We start from the raw sequence: 18,844 nt of genomic DNA, 5'->3' as shown, positions 1-18,844 counted from the left end.
AAGGCTTTATTTGAAACAAGCTGAAGCGAAGTCCTTGACTTCGCTTCAGCTTGTTTTTGGTAAAATAAAGGCCAACGCCGCTTAGACGTTGGCCTTTAATCATGGTTACGACTCAAAGATGCCTTGCATCAACATAGGTTATCTATTTCCTCGAGCCAGAGGGCCGAAGATGCATCGCTGGGCATGCGCCAATCGCCGCGGGGCGACAGCGTCAGTGAACCGACTTTGGGGCCATCCGGCAGACAGGAGCGTTTGAATTGCTGCGAGAAGAAGCGACGGTAGAAGGTGCGCATCCATTTTAAAAGGGTGGCGCGGTTATAGGTTCCGGCAAAAGCCACCTCGGCTAGGCGTAGCACCTTCTGAGGGGTAAAGCCCCAACGCACCGAGTAGTAGAGGAAAAAATCATGCAGCTCATAGGGGCCGACAATGCCTTCGGTTTTCTGCGAGATTTCGCCGTTTTCGGCGGGCAACAACTCGGGCGAGACAGGGGTATCAAGCACGTCGAGCAATACATGGCGCAGCGCATCATCGGTGGTCAGATCGGCCTCATACCGCACAAGGTGCCGAATAAGGGTTTTGGGAATCGAGGCATTCACGCCGTACATCGACATGTGATCGCCGTTATAGGTTGCCCAGCCCAACGCCAACTCTGAAAGGTCGCCGGTGCCAATGACGATGCCTTCGGTCTGATTGGCAATATCCATCAACAGCTGGGTGCGCTCTCTGGCCTGAGAGTTTTCAAAAACGACGTCTAGGGTTTTAGGGTCGTGGCCCAAATCATCAAAATGCACTTCCACCGCTTTGGCGATGTCGATGGTGCGCAGTTGTACGCCGACCTTTTCAGCTAACAGCTCGGCGTTGCCCTTTGTTCGAGCGGTGGTGCCAAAGCAGGGCATGGTGACCGCGACAATGTCGGTAATGGGGCGATTTAGTAGCTTCATGGCGCGGGCGCATACCAGCAGCGCGAGGGTGGAATCAAGTCCGCCAGAAAGACCCAATACCGCCGTTTTAGCACCGGAATGTAGTAGCCGCTTACGTAGGCCGTGCGCCTGAATCGCCAAAATATCTTCGCAGCGCTCGGCCCGTTCGGCTGAGGAAGATGGAACAAAGGGAAGCGGTGCAACATAGCGGGTGAGGGTGGTTTCAGCAACCGTAACCGAGAAGGGAATGCGCCGATAGCCCTCGTCGTTTGCGGCGGGGTAGCTACTGATCCGCCGGCGCTCACCTGCTAAACGATGGACATCAAGCTCGGTGTAGACCAGTTCATTCGAGAAAAGTGGTGCTTCTGCCAGCAATGTGCCATTTTCGGCGATCATCGAGTTGCCCGCAAACACCATGTCGGTGGTAGATTCACCGTTGCCAGCGTTTGCATAGAGGTAACCGCAGAGCAGACGGGCCGAAATACTTTGCAGCATCTGGCGGCGATAGTTGGCCTTTCCGACAATTTCATCGCTGGCTGACAGATTGGCAATCACCGTTGCTCCAGCCAGCGCGTGAGAGATGCAGGGTGGCTGTGGTACCCAGAGATCCTCACAGATTTCTACTGCAAGGGTCCAATCGGGCAACTCTTCGCAGTTAAACAACAGATTTTGCCCGAAAGGTACGGTCTGGCCGCATAATGTAATGCTGTTGATGCCGGGAAAAGCGGGGGTGAAATTGCGTCGCTCATAAAATTCGCCGTAGTTTGGTAGGCTGGCCTTAGGTACAACACCCAGCAGCTTGCCGTTCTGTATTACGATCGCACAGTTATACAGCTTGTTAAACGCCGACACCGGCATGCCGACGACGATCACCATCTCATAGCCCACCGAGGCTCTAAGCAGTGTGCGCAATCCTCGTTGTGCACCATCAAGCAGCACCTGCTGCGAAAACAGGTCGCCGCAGGTATAACCGGTTAGCGAAAGCTCCGGGAATACAAGCAGACGAACTCTTTTGGTCATGGCATCTTTGAGCACTTCCACCATTTTTCCGGCGTTGAAAGCGCAGTCCGCCACCCTCAGCTCGGGGGAGGCACAAGCCACGCGGATAAAGCCGTTTTTCATATCAAAAAACCTCCGTGCCATTTTCAATACTGCTCAATCAAAAACGATTAAAACAAAATGCAACATAGCGTCATTTCTATCTTAAAGCAGTATAAGCAATTGCATTTATTTTACGCGTAAACAGAAAAATTGTCAAAGGTTACCGCACGTTTTGATCTCATCATATTTTTGGACATCCCCGAATAAATATAAATAAGTTAAAAGGACAAGAAGGGGGATTTTTTCATGGGGCACGGGCGGGATGAAATGGCAGGACTGACAACCAAAGAAGCACAGCAGCGGCTGCTAGAAAACGGAGAAAATCGGTTGGATACCGGAAAGAAGCATTCAGCATTAAAAATTTTTGCGGGACAGTTCCGCGATCTGATGGTCATAATACTATTGATTGCTACGGCGGTTTCGGCGGTTTTAGGCGAGTTGCACGAAGCGGTTGCCATTGTGGTGATTGTACTTATAAATGCGTTGCTAGGATTTTTTCAGGAATTGCGCTGCGAACAGACACTAGAAGCGCTGGCAAAGCTTTCGGCTCCACTGGCCCGCGTAAGGCGCGACGGACGTGAAATTGAAATTCCTGCGGCCAAGGTGGTGCAGGGCGACCTGTTACTGCTTTCGGCAGGGGATTGTGTTGCTGCCGATGCGGTGGTGCTGACGCAAAATGCGCTGGCCTGCGACGAGGCACTGCTCACCGGCGAGTCAGAGGCCTGCACCAAGCGGGCGGTTACCGGCAACGAGGCAAATGCGCGAGCGGCACATGATGCGATGGTGTTTATGGGTACCCATGTAGTAGCCGGCCACGCCGAGGCACAGGTATCCGCCATCGGCATGGCGACCGAGATGGGGGCCATTGCTGGAATGCTCAGTGATATTGAAGAAGAGCAGACGCCGCTGCAAAAGAGGCTGGATCAGGTGGGCCGGGTGATTGGCGCGGGTTGCCTTGTTATCTGCATGTTGGTGGCGGCGGCGGGGGTGTGGCGTGGAGAAGCGCCACTGAACATGTTGATTACCGGCATCAGTCTTGCGGTGGCAGCGGTACCGGAAGGGTTGCCAGCCATTGTAACCATCTCGCTGGCGCTTGCGGTACGGCGAATTCTGCGCCGAAACGCGCTGATTAAGCACCTTCACGCAGTGGAGACATTGGGTTGTGCCACAGTGATCTGCTCCGACAAAACCGGTACGCTGACTCAAAACCGGATGACGGTGCAAAAACTGGTGACAATATCGGGGGAACATGTACCCGGACAGATAAAACAGTTGCCGATGCGCCACCCGGAGATAAAGCATCTGCTGGAAGCCGCGGCCTTTTGTAACGATGCCAGAGCGCAACCTAAAAAGCGCGGGTTTTGGGGCCGCGAAGAACCGGACAGCCTCATGTTTTCCGGTGATCCGACCGAAACTGCGCTGCTTAAAACGGCGTTGGATGCCGGTGTACGTCCTGCAGATTTTTTCAGGCGTGGCGAGCTGGCATTTGATTCAACCCGAAAGCGTATGACCGTCTGGGGCGGCTGCGCCGACGGGGTGAACCGTATCTATATGAAAGGGGCGCCTGAGCTGGTGCTATCGCGCTGCACTCGAATTGCCACGGCTCAGGGCAGTGTACCGCTTACCCCAGAACTGCGACGAAAAATTATCGGAGACAACACCCGTCTGGCGGGGGATGCATTGCGGGTGATGGGCTTTGCCTTCCGCGAGCAGGGGCAAAATGGGGAGGCATCCGAAAACAATCTGGTGTTTGCCGGATTGATTGGATTATTTGATCCGCCCCGGCCAGAAGCGGCGGCGGCTGTGGCGGCCTGCCGCACAGCGCAGATTCGCGCTGTGATGATCACCGGCGACCACGCCGCAACCGCTAAGGCGGTTGCCAAACAGCTTGGTATTTTGCGCGGTGAGGATGATGTGATCACCGGAGATGTGCTTGACGCCATGACCGACGCGCAACTTCTGGAGTGCTGTAAAACCGCAACGGTATTTGCACGCGTCAGCCCGGCGCACAAACTGCGCATTGTGCGCAGTATGAAAGAAAACGGTGAGATTGTCGCCATGACGGGAGACGGGGTCAACGATGCGCCTGCCGTCAAAGAATCAAGCATCGGCGTTGCCATGGGTGCCAGCGGCACCGATGTAACTCGAGAGGCTGCTGACGTTATATTGCTGGATGATAATTTTGCGACCCTGGTGGCGGCGGTGGAGGAAGGCCGTACAATTTATCAGAACATCCGCCGGTTTTTGCGCTATCTGCTCTCCTGCAACGCGGGAGAGGTTTTTACGATGTTCGTCGGAATGCTTATGGGGATGCCAGTCATTCTCACGCCGATCCAACTACTGTTGGTGAACCTTGTCACCGACGGCCTGCCGGCCATCGCGCTTGGGCTGGAGCCTTCTGATCCACAGGTCATGCGCCAGCCCCCGCGCCGAGCGGAGGATTCCATCTTTTCCGGCGGACTATTGGGGAAAATTTTGTTCCGCGGGGTGTTGATAGGCCTGACGACACTTGGCGTATTCTCGTTGATTTCAGGTAGCGGAGCCGACCTTAAAACCGCGCGTACAGCGGCGTTGTGTACGCTGACTATGACGCAGCTTTTCCATGTATTTGAATGCCGCAGCGAGACCAAAGGGTTATTACAGGTTAATCCCTTTACCAACCCGCTGCTTCTGGCGGCGGCATTGGCTTCGATAGCCTGTGTGTTTGGAGCGGTGTATCATCCGGCAATTTCGTCGGTGTTTCTCACTACGGCTCTGACTGCTGATCAAATGAAAACGGTGTTGTTGTGCAGTCTGGCTGTTCCGGCCATATCGTCGGTGACGCTGCTGTTTTCTAAAAAGCGGCCGCGTCGCGCAGGAGGTCAAGGGACATATAATAACCAAAAAAGCCCCTCGCAACGGCGAAAGGCTTTAACCGAACAATATAGTGGTTGAGTTATTTATCAACCGATCTGCCGCAGTTTCGGCAAAAAAGGTCGTCTGATCCCAGCAACGCGGCGCAGTGCGGGCAGGCCGGGCGGTAGTTGTTCTGCAGAAGATGCAACGCCCCTTGGGCGGCTCGTGCTGTGCCGTTTTGTTCGGCATCTTTGCCGATGACATCGCTGACCTCAAAAACGCTGGCGCATTTAGGGCAGGTTGCAAAATAAGAAGATTGAAATTTAAAAAGCGGAATAAAAAAAGCATGGAAATAATGGTACTTTCTCGCGAGGTGAAACGGCTCCTCGCTGCCGCAACAGGGACAGTGACCGGCCTGAACATAGCCAGCTGAGGTTACTTTGAAATTTGTGCCGAATAATCCGATGAAAAACATTTGCGGCGCCTCCTTTGCTACTTTCTACATAATAATACCAACAGCGAATTTGGTCAAGACGGCAATAATCTGCCAAAACTATTGCACTATAATCTTAAGAAAAAAAGGTGGGAACTTCCTTATTTAAAGGTGAAGTGGTGTATTTTCCATTGCGTGCATGTCATTGAGGAAGACCAAACTACTCTTTACATAATTTACCGTACCGTTTTGCTATGAATTACAAGAAAGTGCGCCTGGTTTGACTTGACCCAACTGGCGATAAGCGGTAAAATAAAGTGCTATATGGTGTATTGTGAGGTAAAAGAATGAAACGCAGTATCAGTAAGTATGTCACCCTGTTGTTGGCAGCTAGCATTTTTGTAACGGCGCTGGCTGGATGCGGCAATGGAGTGGTTTCGAGCACAGGAAAGATTGAGCCGCAGCAAAGCAGCAGTGTGTCAAGCGAGGATACGTACCCTGGGGAATTCCCGCCGGCGGATCAGTCGTTGCCTGCCGGGAACGATAATGCGTCTGAAGCGTCATCTTCGTCTTCGGTGCCGAAGTCTGAAGTACCGCCCACATCTAGTTCGGCAGCAGCCTCTCAGGCTAAACCCGAGGCTTCGAGCAGCCAGGCACCCACATCGAGTTCGACTGCAGTATCTCAGACTATACCGGAAACGCCGAGCAGCCAGGCGCCCATATCGAGTTCCGAGGCAGCGCCTCAAGCTAAACCGGAAACTCCGAGTAGTCAGGCACCTGTTTCCAGCCAACCCGAGGCCCCACCCGAAGTGGAGGTTGATTATACCCCGTCAAATAGTGCGGACGAGGTTCGTGGCATCTGGATTTCTTATCTTGATTTTTACTCGATGGCCAAAGATCAGAACCGGTCGAGCTTTGCTTCAAATATTAACAGCGCTTTTAAGACCATTGCGAATTACGGCTTAAACACGGTTTTTGTTCAGGTGCGCCCGTTTGGCGACGCGATGTATGATTCGGATATTTTTCCGTGGAGCTATGTGCTCACCGATAACGAAGGTACTAATCCCGGTTATGATCCACTCGAGATCATGATTTCGACTGCGAAAAAATACGACCTGCGTATCGAGGCATGGATAAATCCCTACCGCGTATTGGCCATTGGTAGCACGCGTAAGCTGTCGTCTTCAAACCCGGCGGTACAGGCGATCAAAAAGGGCAAGGACACGGCAATTTCTTATAACGGCGGCATTTTCTACAACCCGGCCAGCAAAACCGCGCGTGCGCTTATTACACAGGGCGTCGTCGAGCTGGTGGAAAACTATGATATAGACGGCATCCACTTTGATGATTATTTTTATCCGACGACCGATGGGGCGTTTGACGCGGTTTATTACCGCGATTACTGTTCGGCAGGCGGATCACTCTCTCAGGCTGATTGGCGGCGTGAGAATGTCAACACGCTGGTTCGGCAGGTCTATGCGGCGGTAAAGGCTGCCGACTCTTCGGTGCTGTTTGGCATCAGCCCGCAGGCACACATGGACAATAACTACAACGGCCAGTTCGCCGATGTGGAGAAATGGCTGTCTAACAGCGGCTATGTCGATTATATCTGCCCGCAGATTTATTACGGCTTTGACAACGACTCGGTGCCCTATACAAGTACGCTGGCACTGTGGAATAAGATGTGCCGCAACTCGGACGTTGCGCTTTATGTCGGTTTAGCGGTGTATAAATGTGGCGTTTCTGACAAGTGGGCTGGCAGTGGTGCAAGTGAATGGATAAACTGCACCACCATGATGCGGGATATGGTGGAGGAGGCACGCGAAGCTTCAAATTATCAGGGCTTTTTGCTCTATCGATACGATTCGCTTTTTAACCCTGCGAGTGCTGTCTCAAGCCATATTTCTAAAGAGCGTGCCAACCTGAAGGCCGTGCTTTAAAACGGCGGCGCAATCCACATGCAAAACTAACACATAAGGGGAACAATGGTGGCAAGACGTACTAAAAAGCGTAAAAAGCACATGGCGATATTTCTTTGCATGACACTGGTGCTGCTGACAGCAGCGACCGGTGTGCTTGCGTTGCTTGCCAATGATACCGATTCGCCTTTATTCGTCAATAAAGCAGCCTTTGGCGGGGGGCGGCAGTCTTCCTCAGAGGTGCAAAGCGAGGCGACAAGCGCGTCGTCTGCGCCGGATGCGCAGCCCATAGCCCAAAAGGTTTTCCCCGACGAATTGCGTGCTGTTACACTGAAACCGGGCGTGGATTTCCCGGTGACTGGCAGTGACGAAGAAATGGCAGCGGGGATCGACAAGGCGATTAATGCTGCTCTGGACCTGACGATGAACGCAGTGGTAATCGACACGCTGGACAACGACGGCAACGTACTGTACCCGTCATCGTTTTTGCCTTGCCTGACCTGTGAGGAAGAGCGGCTGGACCCGCTGCTCTCTGCCATTACACAGGCGCGCGAGGCCGGGCTCTATGTGTACACGACCTATTACATAACCGACGTTGCTTTTAATGATAAAATTGCCGTGCTGGGCAAGGCAACATCTTCGCTGATAGACGGCGTGACAAGTGACATTGCGTCGTTCACCTCACGTTATCAGCCTGACGGTGTGCTATTGGATGGCTATTATAATGTACAAAGCAAAAGGAGCTATTCAAACTATCTGGCGCTGGGCGGTGGCATCGGCTTTGAAGCATATATGCGCGCGGTGCCCGAAACACTGCTGACGCTGGTGAGAGACGAGCTTGGCCGCACCTCCCCCTCAGTCGCCATAGGACTTTTAAGCGAAGCGGTTTGGGCCAACGACTATGAGAACGAGAATGGTTCGGCCACTAAGGCAGTTTTTTCAGCATTCGCCGATGGCAACGCCGATACGCTGAAGTTTATGGAAACCGGACTAGCCGACTTTGTCGCAGTCAAGGCTTATGGCTCGATTGACGATGCTCAGACGCCGTACCAGGTGGTTGCATCCTGGTGGGCTAACGTTGCGGATAAGACAGGGACGCCGCTTTATATCATGCATGCGGCTGATCGTGCCGTGACCGAGGCGGTGGGCTGGACCGAATATGATCAGCTGGCGCGTCAGGTAATCGAAGCGCGCGAACTACCGGGCTACGACGGCAGCATTTTCAATAGCCTGACCCGGCTAGTAGAAAATCCAAAGGACTGTGCTTCAAAACTGGTGGGTTATTTTGGGGGCAGCGTCAAACCCGAGCATATCATGCAGGATCTTGAATTGACCAAGCCGAGCAAGACCACTTTTACGTCCTTTGACCCGACGGTGTTGTTTACAGGGCACACTGACCCGAACACCGACGCGACCATCAACGGTGTTGAAATTACGACCGACGAAAACGGCTACTTCCAGCTTGAAATGCCGCTGACAGAGGGCGAAAACGTCTTTAAAATTAATCATAAGGGTAAAACCGTTACCTATAACATTACGCGCATTACCGAAGTTGTCAAACAGGTTTCGCCCGGCAGTGGCACGCTGAATGTCGATGGCTCCACCAAGTTGACCATTGACGCCGTCGCTTACGCTGAGGCCAAGGTCTACGCTGTTATAGGTGGTACGACCGTAATGTTAAAACAAAACGATGACCGACAGCAGGACGATGAATATCGTGATACAGCTTACGCACGCTTCACCGGCGTTTACACCGTACCGGATGCTAAAACTGAAGAGCAAAATCTGGGCGCTGTGACGGTATATGGCGAATGGAATGGGTTGACCAAGAGTAAGAGCGGTGCTAAAATTATTGTTAATAAACGGGTATTGCCCTCCGATGGTACGCCCGTGGTGGTAACAGCCGATCTGGCCGAGACTTTCAGAGGTGACACTGTTTCTCAGTATTCAGAGCCATCCTATTTCCCGCTGCCCAAGGGTGCTTTGGATTATGTCGTGGGCGAAGAGCTGAAATATACCTTTACAAATAAGAATAAGCTTCAGACCTACCGCTTCTATCGCCTACAGTCGGGTCTGCGCGTCTTTGCTGACGATATTGCGACGGTGTCGGTGAGTTCGGCGGCGGTGGGCAACCAGATTACCGGCTGCACCGTTAAGAGCGATTCGCGCTACACCAAAATTATTCTGGCAACCCGGCAGCAGGTTTCTTATGTGGCGACCTACGCGGCGGACAAGCTGACCTTTAAGTTTAACTATACCAATTCCCTGCCCGATAGCATGAAACTTTCGAAAAACCCGCTGTTCTCGGCAGTGGACTTTTCGGGTGACACCATGACGCTGACGCTCCGCTCGTCCGGCAAGTTCATGGGCATGTATCCTTATTATGATAATGATGGCAATTTGGTCTTGCGCTTTAATAATCCGCCTATTGTCACCAACAGTAATTTGAGTGGCGCTAAAATCGTTATCGATCCGGGTCACGGTGGCAGTGACGTCGGCGCCTTGGGTTATTTGTCCGCTTACCCTGAGCGGGCGGTCAATTACGCCATCACCTCAAAGCTGGTCAGCATTCTCAAGAATCGCGGTGCCACTGTGATGGTCACCAACAGCAATCAGTATAACTACAGCTCGCTTGAACAGCGCGTAGCCGGAACCGCGGCAGCCGACCCACATCTGTTTATCAGTGTACATTCCAACTCCTCGGCTTATAATGCCTCCGCGGCGGGTACCGAAGCCTATTACTTTAACTACTGGTCCTCGGGGCTGGCGCAGTTTGCTTCGGCCAATGTTGCTTCAGCACTTAGCACCAATAACCGTGGGCAGAAGTTTGGCTATTACTATGTCACCCGCAGTATGCAGTATCCGGCCATTCTGGTTGAGACGGGCTTCATGTCTAATCAGACCGAATACCATAAGCTGATCAACGAAGGTTATCAGAGCAACATCGCCAATGGACTTGCCAATGCCATCGGCTCTTACCTTAAATATATGGGTAGTGCGGGCAGTCTGACCGGCACCGAAACAAGCGGCCAGTCGGTGGGCGACGCTGGCAAAAATAACAGCGCCGACTCCAACCTGGCCAACAACGGTATCGGCACCGGGCAGAGTGCCGCCGAAGGCAGCGATGTAGAATTTTATCTCAGCGAGACGGAGCTAACCCTTTCACCGGGCGAAGAAGTTGAAATTACAGCACAGTGGAATACTGACGATAAATTCACCGTTGTTTGGGCCGCTTCAGGAGACGGTGCAACGGCGGATCTCGGGTCGTTTGAGAATAAGTTGGTCGTCACAGCCAAGGCGGAGGGTGAAATGAAACTGATTGCCACCGTCCAGGGTCGTAGCGACCTTAAAGCCGAATGTACGTTGGTTGTAGAATAACCAAATTTTTCGCAAAGTGGCAGATGTTTAAATCAAGTGTTTTATGTCGACATTATGGAAATTGATTTATGATGGGAATTTTCTGCGCAATAGTGGGGTTTCAGTAAATTGCCTAAAAAAACTGCTGATGTCCTGTTGCATGTGGAAAGAGATTGCGATATAATACATTACGTTGGCTCGAATTCACAGTTTTCTATGTAGGATTTCTGTGGGCTAATATTATTGAAATGGAGTGAGAGTGTGAACCGTATTACGGAAAAGAGAAGCCTGAGCAGCGCCGCAATGCTAATGAAGGTGGATGCGCCTGATATTGCCAAGCGCGTAAAGGCTGGACAATTTATCATTCTGCGTGTGGATGAAATGGGCGAGCGTATCCCGCTGACTGTTGCGGATGCCGATCCGGCCACTGGCGAGGTTACGATCATGTTTCAGGTTGCCGGTGCGACCACCCGTTTGCTGTCTATGAAGGAAAAGGGCGACTATATAGCCGATTTCGTAGGACCGCTCGGTGAGCCCACCCACTATGACGGTGCCACTAAGGCCTGTGTTGTAGGCGGCGGTGTTGGTTGTGCGATTGCTTATCCGCAGGCCAAAGCGCTGCACACGATGGGTATTCCTGTCGATGTTATTGCTGGCTTTAAGACCAAGGAAGCCGTCATGCTGGAAGACGAGTTCACGGCAGCTTGCGACAATCTTTATATTACGACCGATGACGGCAGCTACGGTATTCACGGCTTTGTTACCAACCAGCTTGAAGCGCTTATCAACGAGGGCAAGGGCTATGATCTCGTCATCGCCATCGGCCCGATTCCGATGATGAAGTTTGTTTCAAAGGTTACTGAGAAATATGGCATCAAGACCATTGTTTCGCTCAACCCCGTTATGATCGACGGCACCGGCATGTGCGGTGGATGTCGTGTAACGGTCGGCGGCGAGACCAAGTTTGCCTGTGTCGACGGCCCTGACTTTGACGGTCACCTTGTGGATTATGACGGATTGATGAACCGCAACAGCTTCTACAAGGAGATGGAAAAAGCGAAGGACGAGCACGTTTGCCGCATTGGTTTACACGGAGGTCACCACAATGGCTAATATGATTGCGACTAAAACCGCCATGCCGGAGCAAGATCCGAATGTGCGTAACAAGAACTTTTTAGAGGTTGCTCTCGGTTATACCCCCGAGATGGCTGTTGACGAGGCCAAGCGTTGCCTCAACTGCAAGCACAAGCCCTGCGTGGCGGGATGTCCTGTCAACGTGCGTATCCCCGAGTTTCTGCAAAAGGTAGCTGAAGAGGACTTTGAGGCGGCTTATCGCATCATCCTTTCCACCAACTGCCTACCGGCCGTCAGCGGCCGTGTCTGCCCGCAGGAAACTCAGTGCGAAGCTAAGTGTGTCCGCGGTATCAAGGGCGAAGCAGTCGGCATCGGCCGTATTGAGCGCTTTGTCGCCGACTATGCGCGTGAGCATAATTTTTCTGCTGGTGATAAGCCGGCTGCAAATGGGCATAAGGTCGCTATCGTTGGTTCCGGTCCTGCGGGACTTGCCTGCGCGGGCGATCTTGCTGCCAAGGGCTATGAAGTTACGATCTATGAGGCGCTGCACGTTGCAGGCGGCGTTCTGTCTTACGGCATTCCGGAATTCCGTCTGCCGAAGGCTATCGTCAAAAAGGAAGTTGATAATCTGTTGGAGTTGGGTGTTTCGCTCAAGACCAACTACATTGTCGGCCGTACCATTTCGGTTGATGAGTTGTTTGAGGGTGGCTACGAAGCTGTATTCATCGGTTCGGGCGCAGGTCTGCCCAGCTTTATGAATATTCCGGGCGAGAACCTGCTCGGCGTTTATTCGGCTAACGAGTACCTGACCAGAACCAATCTGATGAAGGCATATCTCGACGACTATATGACTCCGATTTTCCACGGCAACTCGGTCGCTGTTGTTGGCGGCGGCAACGTGGCTATGGACGCTGCACGCTGCGCGAAGCGCCTTGGAGCTGAAAACGTTTATATTGTTTATCGCCGCGGCATGGAAGAGCTGCCCGCTAGAGCGGAAGAAGTGCATCATGCAAAGGAAGAGGGCATCATCTTTAAGCTGCTCAATAACCCTGTCCAGATTCTCGGTGACGAGAAGGGGCATGTCACTGGTATTGAGTGCGTTGAGATGGAGCTCGGTGAGCCGGATGCTTCTGGGCGTCGTCGTCCGATTGAAAAAGAGGGCTCTAACTTTGTTATCGATGTCGACACCGTTATTATGTCGATTGGCACCTCGCCTAACCCACTGATCAAGAACACTACCCCCGGCATCGAGGTCAACCGCAAGGGCTGCCTTGTCTGCACCGAGGATATGGCGACCACCCGTGCGGGCGTGTACGCTGGTGGCGACGCTGTTACAGGCGCTGCTACCGTTATTTTGGCAATGGGCGCCGGCAAAATTGCTGCCGACTCGATTGACAAGTTCATCATGAGCAAATAGTTCAAAAGACGTTAAAAGCCGCGAAGCCGTTTGGTTTCGCGGCTTTATGTCATTACGGTAAAAATTTACATCAAGGTGCAGGGTGCGCGCTTGATGGCCGAGGCGGGGTTGTTCCGCAACAGCCATCTATGCTAGAATAGAGTAAAGCTGAAAGAAAAGAGGTATGACAATGAAAATCACATGGTATGGACATTCCTGTTTTAAGGTTGAGACCGATCAGGGTTCGGTCGTATTTGACCCTTATGAGGATGGGCGTGTCCCCGGCTATGCGCTGCTGCCGCGGAATCTTTCGGCTGATGCAGTGCTTTGCAGCCACGAGCATAGGGACCATAGTGCTGTTGAGCGAGTCAAGCTAAGCGGTAGTATTCCGACTTTCTCCGTACAGGAGATTTCGACCTATCATGACGAGGCCAAGGGCGAGAAGCGCGGCGAAAACACGATTCGCGTTATATCCGCCGAGGGGATGCGGCTGGCACATATGGGGGATCTCGGCTGTGAGCTGACTGAAGAGCAGTTGGCGGTATTGCGTGGGGTGGACGTTTTGTTAATTCCTGTCGGCGGTTTTTACACCATCGATGCGTCACAGGCTAAAACGATGGCCGATGCAATCGGTGCGCGTGTGGTTATTCCGATGCATTACCGCAACGGGCAACTGGGCTATGAGGTAATCGGGACGCTGGAGAGCTTTACGAAACAGTGCAATAACGTTGTGAACTACGCAACCAACAGCATCGTAGTCACGGCTGACACACCGCAGCAGACGGCTGTGCTGACTTATTTGGCAGATTAGTTAAAGTGTATAAAAACAGGAACAGGCTCTGCAGCCTGTTCCTGTTTTTGTTAATGAATACTATTTTACCTTTTGACGACGGAAATAATCGCGCGTTTCTTTGGTGACCACGCCGGAAAGTGCCAGCAGTGCGATTAAGTTGGGGAAGGCCATCAGTCCGTTGAAGATATCGGCGATATTCCAGACGGCAGCAACAGTCATGTACGGACCGATAAAGACGGCGAGAATGTACAGATAACGGTAGATCAAGACGGCTTTCTGGTTACCGTTGGAGAAATACTCCAAGCAGCGCTCGCTGTAATAGTCCCAGCCGAGAATGGTGGTGAAGGCAAAGAAGGCTAAGCTGAGCATCAAAACAAAAGCAGAGATACGCGGGTCAAAGGGCAGGCCGTTCTGAAAAGCCTGCGAGGTGATGTCAACACCTTTTAGGCCGATATTCCAGGTGCCAGTGGTGACGATACAAAGGCCGGTGATGGTGCAGACAATAATGGTGTCGATGAAGGTGCCGGTCATGGACACTAAACCCTGACGTACCGGTTCTTTCGTCTGGGCAGCTGCAGCGGCAATCGGCGCAGAGCCAAGACCTGCTTCGTTTGAAAAGATACCGCGTGCAATGCCCTTTTGCATGGCGATGGCGATGCTTCCAACCACGCCGCCAGTCACAGCCTGTGGATTAAAGGCACCGGTGATAATAAGGTTAATTGCGTTTGGAATTTTATCTGCATTATAGATTAGCAACGTGATACCGAAAATCACATAGATAACCGCCATAAAAGGGACAATGATCTGTGCAACCAGCGATATGCGCTTTAGCCCACCCAAAATGACCAGCGCGGTGCAGAGGGTGACGATGATGCCGGCAACAACGACTGCCCAAGAATACTGCGCACCGAACAAAGTCACCGTATAACGACTTTCGGGGTCAAAAAAACTTTTAACTGCTGACGCGATGCCATTAATCTGTGTAAAGGTGCCAATGCCAAACAGACCCACACCCATGCCGAAAAAGGCGAACATCTTGGCAAGCCAGCGCCACTGCCTACCCATGCCGCGCTCTATGTAGTAGAAAGGTCCACCCAGAACATGCCCATCCGGTGCAACTTCGCGGTATTTTATCGCCAATACGCCCTCTGCATATTTGGTTGCCATACCGAAGAAGGCTGCAATCCACATCCAAAACAGTGCGCCCGGACCGCCGGAATAAATGGCGGTGGCCACGCCGACAATGTTGCCGGTGCCGATAGTGGCCGACATGGCGGTGCATAATGCACCAAAGCTACTGACTTCGCCGTCGGCATTGTCCTCGTTCTTAATCATATAACGCAACGCCCGGGGGAGATGAAACAACTGCAAAAGATTGAGGCGCACAGTGAGATAAATGCCGGTAATTAAAATGAATACAATCAGTGGTAGCCCCCAAACTAGATCATCAATCCATACAATAAGTTCGTTCATTCGTGCTAACATAATTCTTTTCCTCCTGTAATAAAAAATAAAAGCCGAAACTTTCGTTTCGACCTTCCGGAGAAATATGAACAGTGATATCTTGAAGTAAAAGAGATACCAAACTCTGTCCTTTTGCCTGAGAGATCGCTTGCATACTGCAAACTTACACCTTCGGCGCCCTTCGCGGGACTCTCCAGAGAATCTAACGGCTGCCGCTAAAAGCAACGATGACAGCGATAGGCGGACATCTGTTGCCCAAACGGAGCAGCTTGATTAGAATATCACATAAGAATGCAAAAATCAACCCCAATTTCAGGTATTTTGCCTCGGTGGAGAAATTCGAATGGCGTACTTTTTATACGCGTTGCCAAACAGGTGGAATAAGTTGTTTTTTTGGCGCATAACCTTCTTTGAGGGGGTGTGGACATGGTTGGCCGGAGAATGCATTCCGCCTTAGGCGGCTCGACGGGGCGCCGTCGGACTGTCGTGCGTGGTGACGGGTCTGAGGGCAAATTTATGTTTGCAACACTGCTGCAAAGTATGCTTTGTGTTATGATGATTACTGCGGCGTTTATAATGAGCAGCTTTATGGGAATGACCGACGTTAAAACGGCATTCTTTACGCTGATATCTAAAGAAACCGAGGCGGTAGAGGTCTTTTCAGTGGTACAAAAGGTGACGGAATCGGATAAAATTTCTCGTCTGCGCAGCATCATTGAGTTAATTTTAAGTCAGGTGGGTACCTCCCCACGAATTAATGTGACCACAACAGCTGGACAGGGTGGCCAACTGCTATTTTTGCCCAAGGCTGAAAGCAATGATCTGCCTGATGGTGTTACCAATATCACACCACTGCTTTCTGCGCCCATGCGGTTACCGGTGCAGGGAATATTAAGCTCGACATTCGGCGTAAGAAAACACCCCATCACAAGAAAGCTAGATTTTCATACCGGGGTGGATTTTGCCGCGCCTCTTAATACCCCAATTGGCGCGGCGTGGCCCGGCGTAGTGGTGGAGACCGGGGAATCCCAAATTTACGGCCGTTTTGTTACGCTGGATCACGGCGGGTACCAGACCCGCTATTGCCATTGCAATATTATTGCAGTTAAGGTTGGAATGCGCCTACGGCAGGGTGAAACACTAGCATATGTGGGTAACAGTGGCGTTTCCACCGGTCCGCACCTACATTTTGAACTTATTATAAATGGTAGGGCGGCCAATCCTCTGGCGGAGTGTACCCGATGGCAAGCTTTATAAAATCTTATGAAAAAAAGCCGCGCATCACCTGCGATTTTTGGTTTTTCGCGGTGATTGCGGCGGCTGTCTATTTTGGCGGTGATGCGCTTTGTTTGCTGTTGGCGGCACTTGTTCACGAAGCGGGGCACTGGATAGCGCTGGTGGCCACAAACAACGGCGTTTTGCAGTTGCGGCTGCGCGGATGCTGTGCGCATATCGTGCCATATTACCGTCGACTGCCCGGATTGCGTCAAGAACTACTTATTCTCGCGGCCGGGCCGTTGGCGGGTGTTCTTTTTGCTTTAATACTTAAACCGCTTGCTCCGCGGTTTGCAAAGATCAGCTTGCTGCTCTCCATCTTCAATTTGCTGCCGGTGCGGGGATTGGACGGCGGCAGCATGCTCAGACTGCTTTATGCGGCGGTGTTTAACACTGAAAAAATGCAGGTGCCGAACGCTATTGGAGCGCTAGTGGCGGTATTGGTACTTGTTGCAGGCATAGGCTCATTTTTTGAAAATCGACCTAATATTCCATTGCTGGGTGTGGCGGTCTTCCTTATATTAAAACAGTTCATATTAGTGGTCGGCGCCGATTAGGGTATGACCCAAAAACCATTGCGACTTTTATTGAGCCGCAATATTGTTTTGCGGTTGCTGACAACAGAGGCGTACCGATTAAATATTTCTCGCATGTCCCAATCGTCTAAATTGGTTACCGGCACAATCTCCGGCGGGTTTGCGGGGAAAGTGCCGATGTGTTTTTCGTAGGTGAGAATATCATGCCAATTGCCCAGCTTGCTACACGCATTCGTCAAAACCCCTTTGTCGGAGAAACCCAGATATTCATGCAGGCGTTGGCTCGACAGATTGGGTAAAATCACGATGCCAAAAACGGTTTGATACCCCTGAAGCCGCAAAATTGCGATCAGTGCGCTGTATAGGGCGACGCCGACACTACTGCTTTTACAATTATTCGAAACATAAACCGAAAGCTCGGCACCCCAGCGGTACGAAGAACGGTTTCGGTAACTGTGTCCGTAGGCATAACCGACGATCTGATCATCAATAACGCAGACAATATAGGGATGCTTGATCAGTGCTTCGGTTATGCGGTTTTTAAATTCATTTAAAGATGGAACCTCTTCTTCAGAAGTGACAGCAGTACTTTTAATATAAGGAGCATAAATGTTCAGCAGGGATTGAGCGTCGGCAACACTGGCCATGCGCAATATAGCATTATTCATTTGAAGAGTACCTCGCAGTTATTTAGATCAATCGCCCAGTAATTCCTTAAAGCTGTGAATATATCGGTGACATGTGGTTTTAATTTCGCGCCGATCCTGCTGCAGTGGTTCATCAATAGCCCAGACAGTGAACCCTGCTTTTGCTGCCGTTTTAATAGCGAACAGCGTATCCTCAAATACAATGCACTGGTCGGCAGGCATACCCAGCCTCCGTGCGGCTTCAAGATAGATATTGGGCCTATCTTTACCAACGCCACCGACATCCTCTGGCGTAAGAATGGTTTGAACCAATGAAGTGATACCGTGGTGCGCAAGCGCGGCATCGGCCAGCGCGTGATTGGTCATAGTGGCAATTGCGCAGGGAATATTGTTTTGATTAAGCTTTTTGATATAGTCTATTGCAAAGGGTTTGGGCATGACCTCATTAGCATAGCTGAAATGAATCATGTCGTTCCATATTGCTATCAATTCGTTTGGTGTCATGTTTAGCTGTGGGAATTTACTCATGAAATGTTCAGCTGCTTCAGGAAACTCCAAACCGAGCAGGTCGTCAGCAAGCTGCTGCGACCAAAGAATATCGTGCTTTTTACAAAAAGCAGGTGCGAGGCCGTACCACATGCCCAAAGAATCGAGTAGGGTACCATCCATGTCAAATATGGTCGCTTTCATTAATTTCTACCTCCTTATTATGTGGGGTGAGCTGTGTCAGGTCAAACGGCGTCTCCTGATAGACAAAGTAGTTAAGCCAGTTGGAAAACAACAGGCTGGAGTGCGCACGCCAGCAAAGCGGTGGAGATTTCGTTGGGTCATCCCCAGGAAAGTAATGACGGGGGAGCTTGATATCAAGGCCCTTATCGACGTCTCGGAAATATTCATTCGCCAGTGTCTCTCGGTCATATTCACTATGACCCATGATGAAAAACTGCCGCCCGGCGCGCCCTGCGATGCAGTATACCCCCGCCTCGTCCGAGCGGGCAAGAATTTCAAGGCGGTCTACCTTTTCAATATCGCTTTCAGAGACGGTGGTGTGACGCGAATGCGGCACCCAAAACACTTCATCAAAACCACGCATT

Annotated in this window: 14 protein-coding genes and 1 riboswitch (1 of these 15 running past the window's edge); of the genes, 8 read left to right on the top strand and 6 right to left on the bottom strand. The window is 51.5% G+C overall.

Annotated elements, in window-relative coordinates:
* Positions 1–128 precede the first annotated feature (128 nt).
* Positions 129–2,042, bottom strand: coding sequence for an NAD(+) synthase (locus tag RBH76_05025; GenBank protein WMJ84783.1), 1,914 nt, complete (start codon positions 2,040–2,042; stop codon positions 129–131).
* Between the two features lie 225 nt (positions 2,043–2,267).
* On the opposite strand from RBH76_05025, the gene RBH76_05020 reads away from it, so the two are divergent.
* The gene (locus RBH76_05020; GenBank protein ID WMJ84782.1) at positions 2,268–4,955 is read left to right on the top strand and encodes a cation-translocating P-type ATPase; all 2,688 of its coding nucleotides are present in this window, start codon (positions 2,268–2,270) and stop codon (positions 4,953–4,955) included.
* Position 4,956: 1 nt separating this feature from the next.
* Here the strand turns inward: RBH76_05020 and RBH76_05015 are convergent, their stop codons facing one another.
* Complete coding sequence (locus tag RBH76_05015) at positions 4,957–5,331, bottom strand: zinc ribbon domain-containing protein (GenBank protein WMJ84781.1); 375 nt, start codon at positions 5,329–5,331, stop codon at positions 4,957–4,959.
* A 305-nt stretch (positions 5,332–5,636) separates the two neighbouring features.
* Between RBH76_05015 and RBH76_05010 the strand changes: the two genes are divergently transcribed.
* The 5 genes from RBH76_05010 (at position 5,637) to RBH76_04990 (ending at position 13,846) form a co-directional block, all read left to right on the top strand.
* Complete coding sequence (locus RBH76_05010; GenBank protein WMJ84780.1) at positions 5,637–7,229, top strand: family 10 glycosylhydrolase; 1,593 nt, start codon at positions 5,637–5,639, stop codon at positions 7,227–7,229.
* A 48-nt stretch (positions 7,230–7,277) separates the two neighbouring features.
* Complete coding sequence (locus tag RBH76_05005; protein WMJ84779.1) at positions 7,278–10,586, top strand: N-acetylmuramoyl-L-alanine amidase; 3,309 nt, start codon at positions 7,278–7,280, stop codon at positions 10,584–10,586.
* 240 nt (positions 10,587–10,826) lie between these two features.
* Positions 10,827–11,678 carry a sulfide/dihydroorotate dehydrogenase-like FAD/NAD-binding protein gene (locus tag RBH76_05000; GenBank protein ID WMJ84778.1) on the top strand — a complete coding sequence of 284 codons (852 nt, stop codon included), beginning with the start codon at positions 10,827–10,829 and terminating at the stop codon, positions 11,676–11,678.
* Positions 11,671–13,056, top strand: a complete 1,386-nt coding sequence (gene gltA / locus RBH76_04995) for an NADPH-dependent glutamate synthase (protein ID WMJ84777.1) — start codon at positions 11,671–11,673, stop codon at positions 13,054–13,056. The genes RBH76_05000 and gltA overlap by 8 nt, the downstream gene beginning before the upstream one ends.
* A gap of 169 nt (positions 13,057–13,225) precedes the next feature.
* Positions 13,226–13,846 carry an MBL fold metallo-hydrolase gene (locus RBH76_04990; protein ID WMJ84776.1) on the top strand — a complete coding sequence of 207 codons (621 nt, stop codon included), beginning with the start codon at positions 13,226–13,228 and terminating at the stop codon, positions 13,844–13,846.
* Positions 13,847–13,906: 60 nt separating this feature from the next.
* Here the strand turns inward: RBH76_04990 and RBH76_04985 are convergent, their stop codons facing one another.
* Positions 13,907–15,313: a sodium:alanine symporter family protein gene (locus RBH76_04985; protein ID WMJ84775.1), complete on the bottom strand. Its 1,407-nt coding sequence runs from the start codon at positions 15,311–15,313 to the stop codon at positions 13,907–13,909.
* 93 nt (positions 15,314–15,406) lie between these two features.
* Positions 15,407–15,499: riboswitch (glycine riboswitch) on the bottom strand.
* 219 nt (positions 15,500–15,718) lie between these two features.
* Between RBH76_04985 and RBH76_04980 the strand changes: the two genes are divergently transcribed.
* Together RBH76_04980 and RBH76_04975 are read left to right on the top strand one after the other, a co-directional pair.
* Positions 15,719–16,549: a M23 family metallopeptidase gene (locus RBH76_04980; protein ID WMJ84774.1), complete on the top strand. Its 831-nt coding sequence runs from the start codon at positions 15,719–15,721 to the stop codon at positions 16,547–16,549.
* Positions 16,534–17,124 carry a site-2 protease family protein gene (locus RBH76_04975; GenBank protein WMJ84773.1) on the top strand — a complete coding sequence of 197 codons (591 nt, stop codon included), beginning with the start codon at positions 16,534–16,536 and terminating at the stop codon, positions 17,122–17,124. Before RBH76_04980 ends, RBH76_04975 begins: the two co-directional genes overlap by 16 nt.
* On the opposite strand, the gene RBH76_04970 is transcribed toward RBH76_04975, so the two are convergent.
* The 3 genes in view from RBH76_04970 to metA are tightly spaced (at most 27 nt apart) and all read right to left on the bottom strand, a layout consistent with a single transcriptional unit that may run on beyond the window.
* Positions 17,121–17,771 carry an N-acetyltransferase family protein gene (locus RBH76_04970; GenBank protein ID WMJ84772.1) on the bottom strand — a complete coding sequence of 217 codons (651 nt, stop codon included), beginning with the start codon at positions 17,769–17,771 and terminating at the stop codon, positions 17,121–17,123. The genes RBH76_04975 and RBH76_04970 overlap by 4 nt on opposite strands.
* 27 nt (positions 17,772–17,798) lie before the next feature.
* Complete coding sequence (locus tag RBH76_04965) at positions 17,799–18,440, bottom strand: HAD family phosphatase (protein WMJ84771.1); 642 nt, start codon at positions 18,438–18,440, stop codon at positions 17,799–17,801.
* Positions 18,421–18,844: the final stretch of a homoserine O-succinyltransferase gene (gene metA, locus RBH76_04960; protein WMJ84770.1), read on the bottom strand. 536 nt of this gene lie beyond the right edge of the window; the window shows 424 of its 960 coding nt (coding positions 537–960); its start codon lies off the right edge, out of view; the stop codon is at positions 18,421–18,423. Before metA ends, RBH76_04965 begins: the two co-directional genes overlap by 20 nt.

This window comes from Oscillospiraceae bacterium MB24-C1 (genome assembly GCA_030913685.1).
Taxonomy (GTDB): Bacteria; Bacillota; Clostridia; order Oscillospirales; family Ruminococcaceae; genus Yanshouia.
This window is presented reverse-complemented; position numbering and strand designations above follow the sequence as displayed.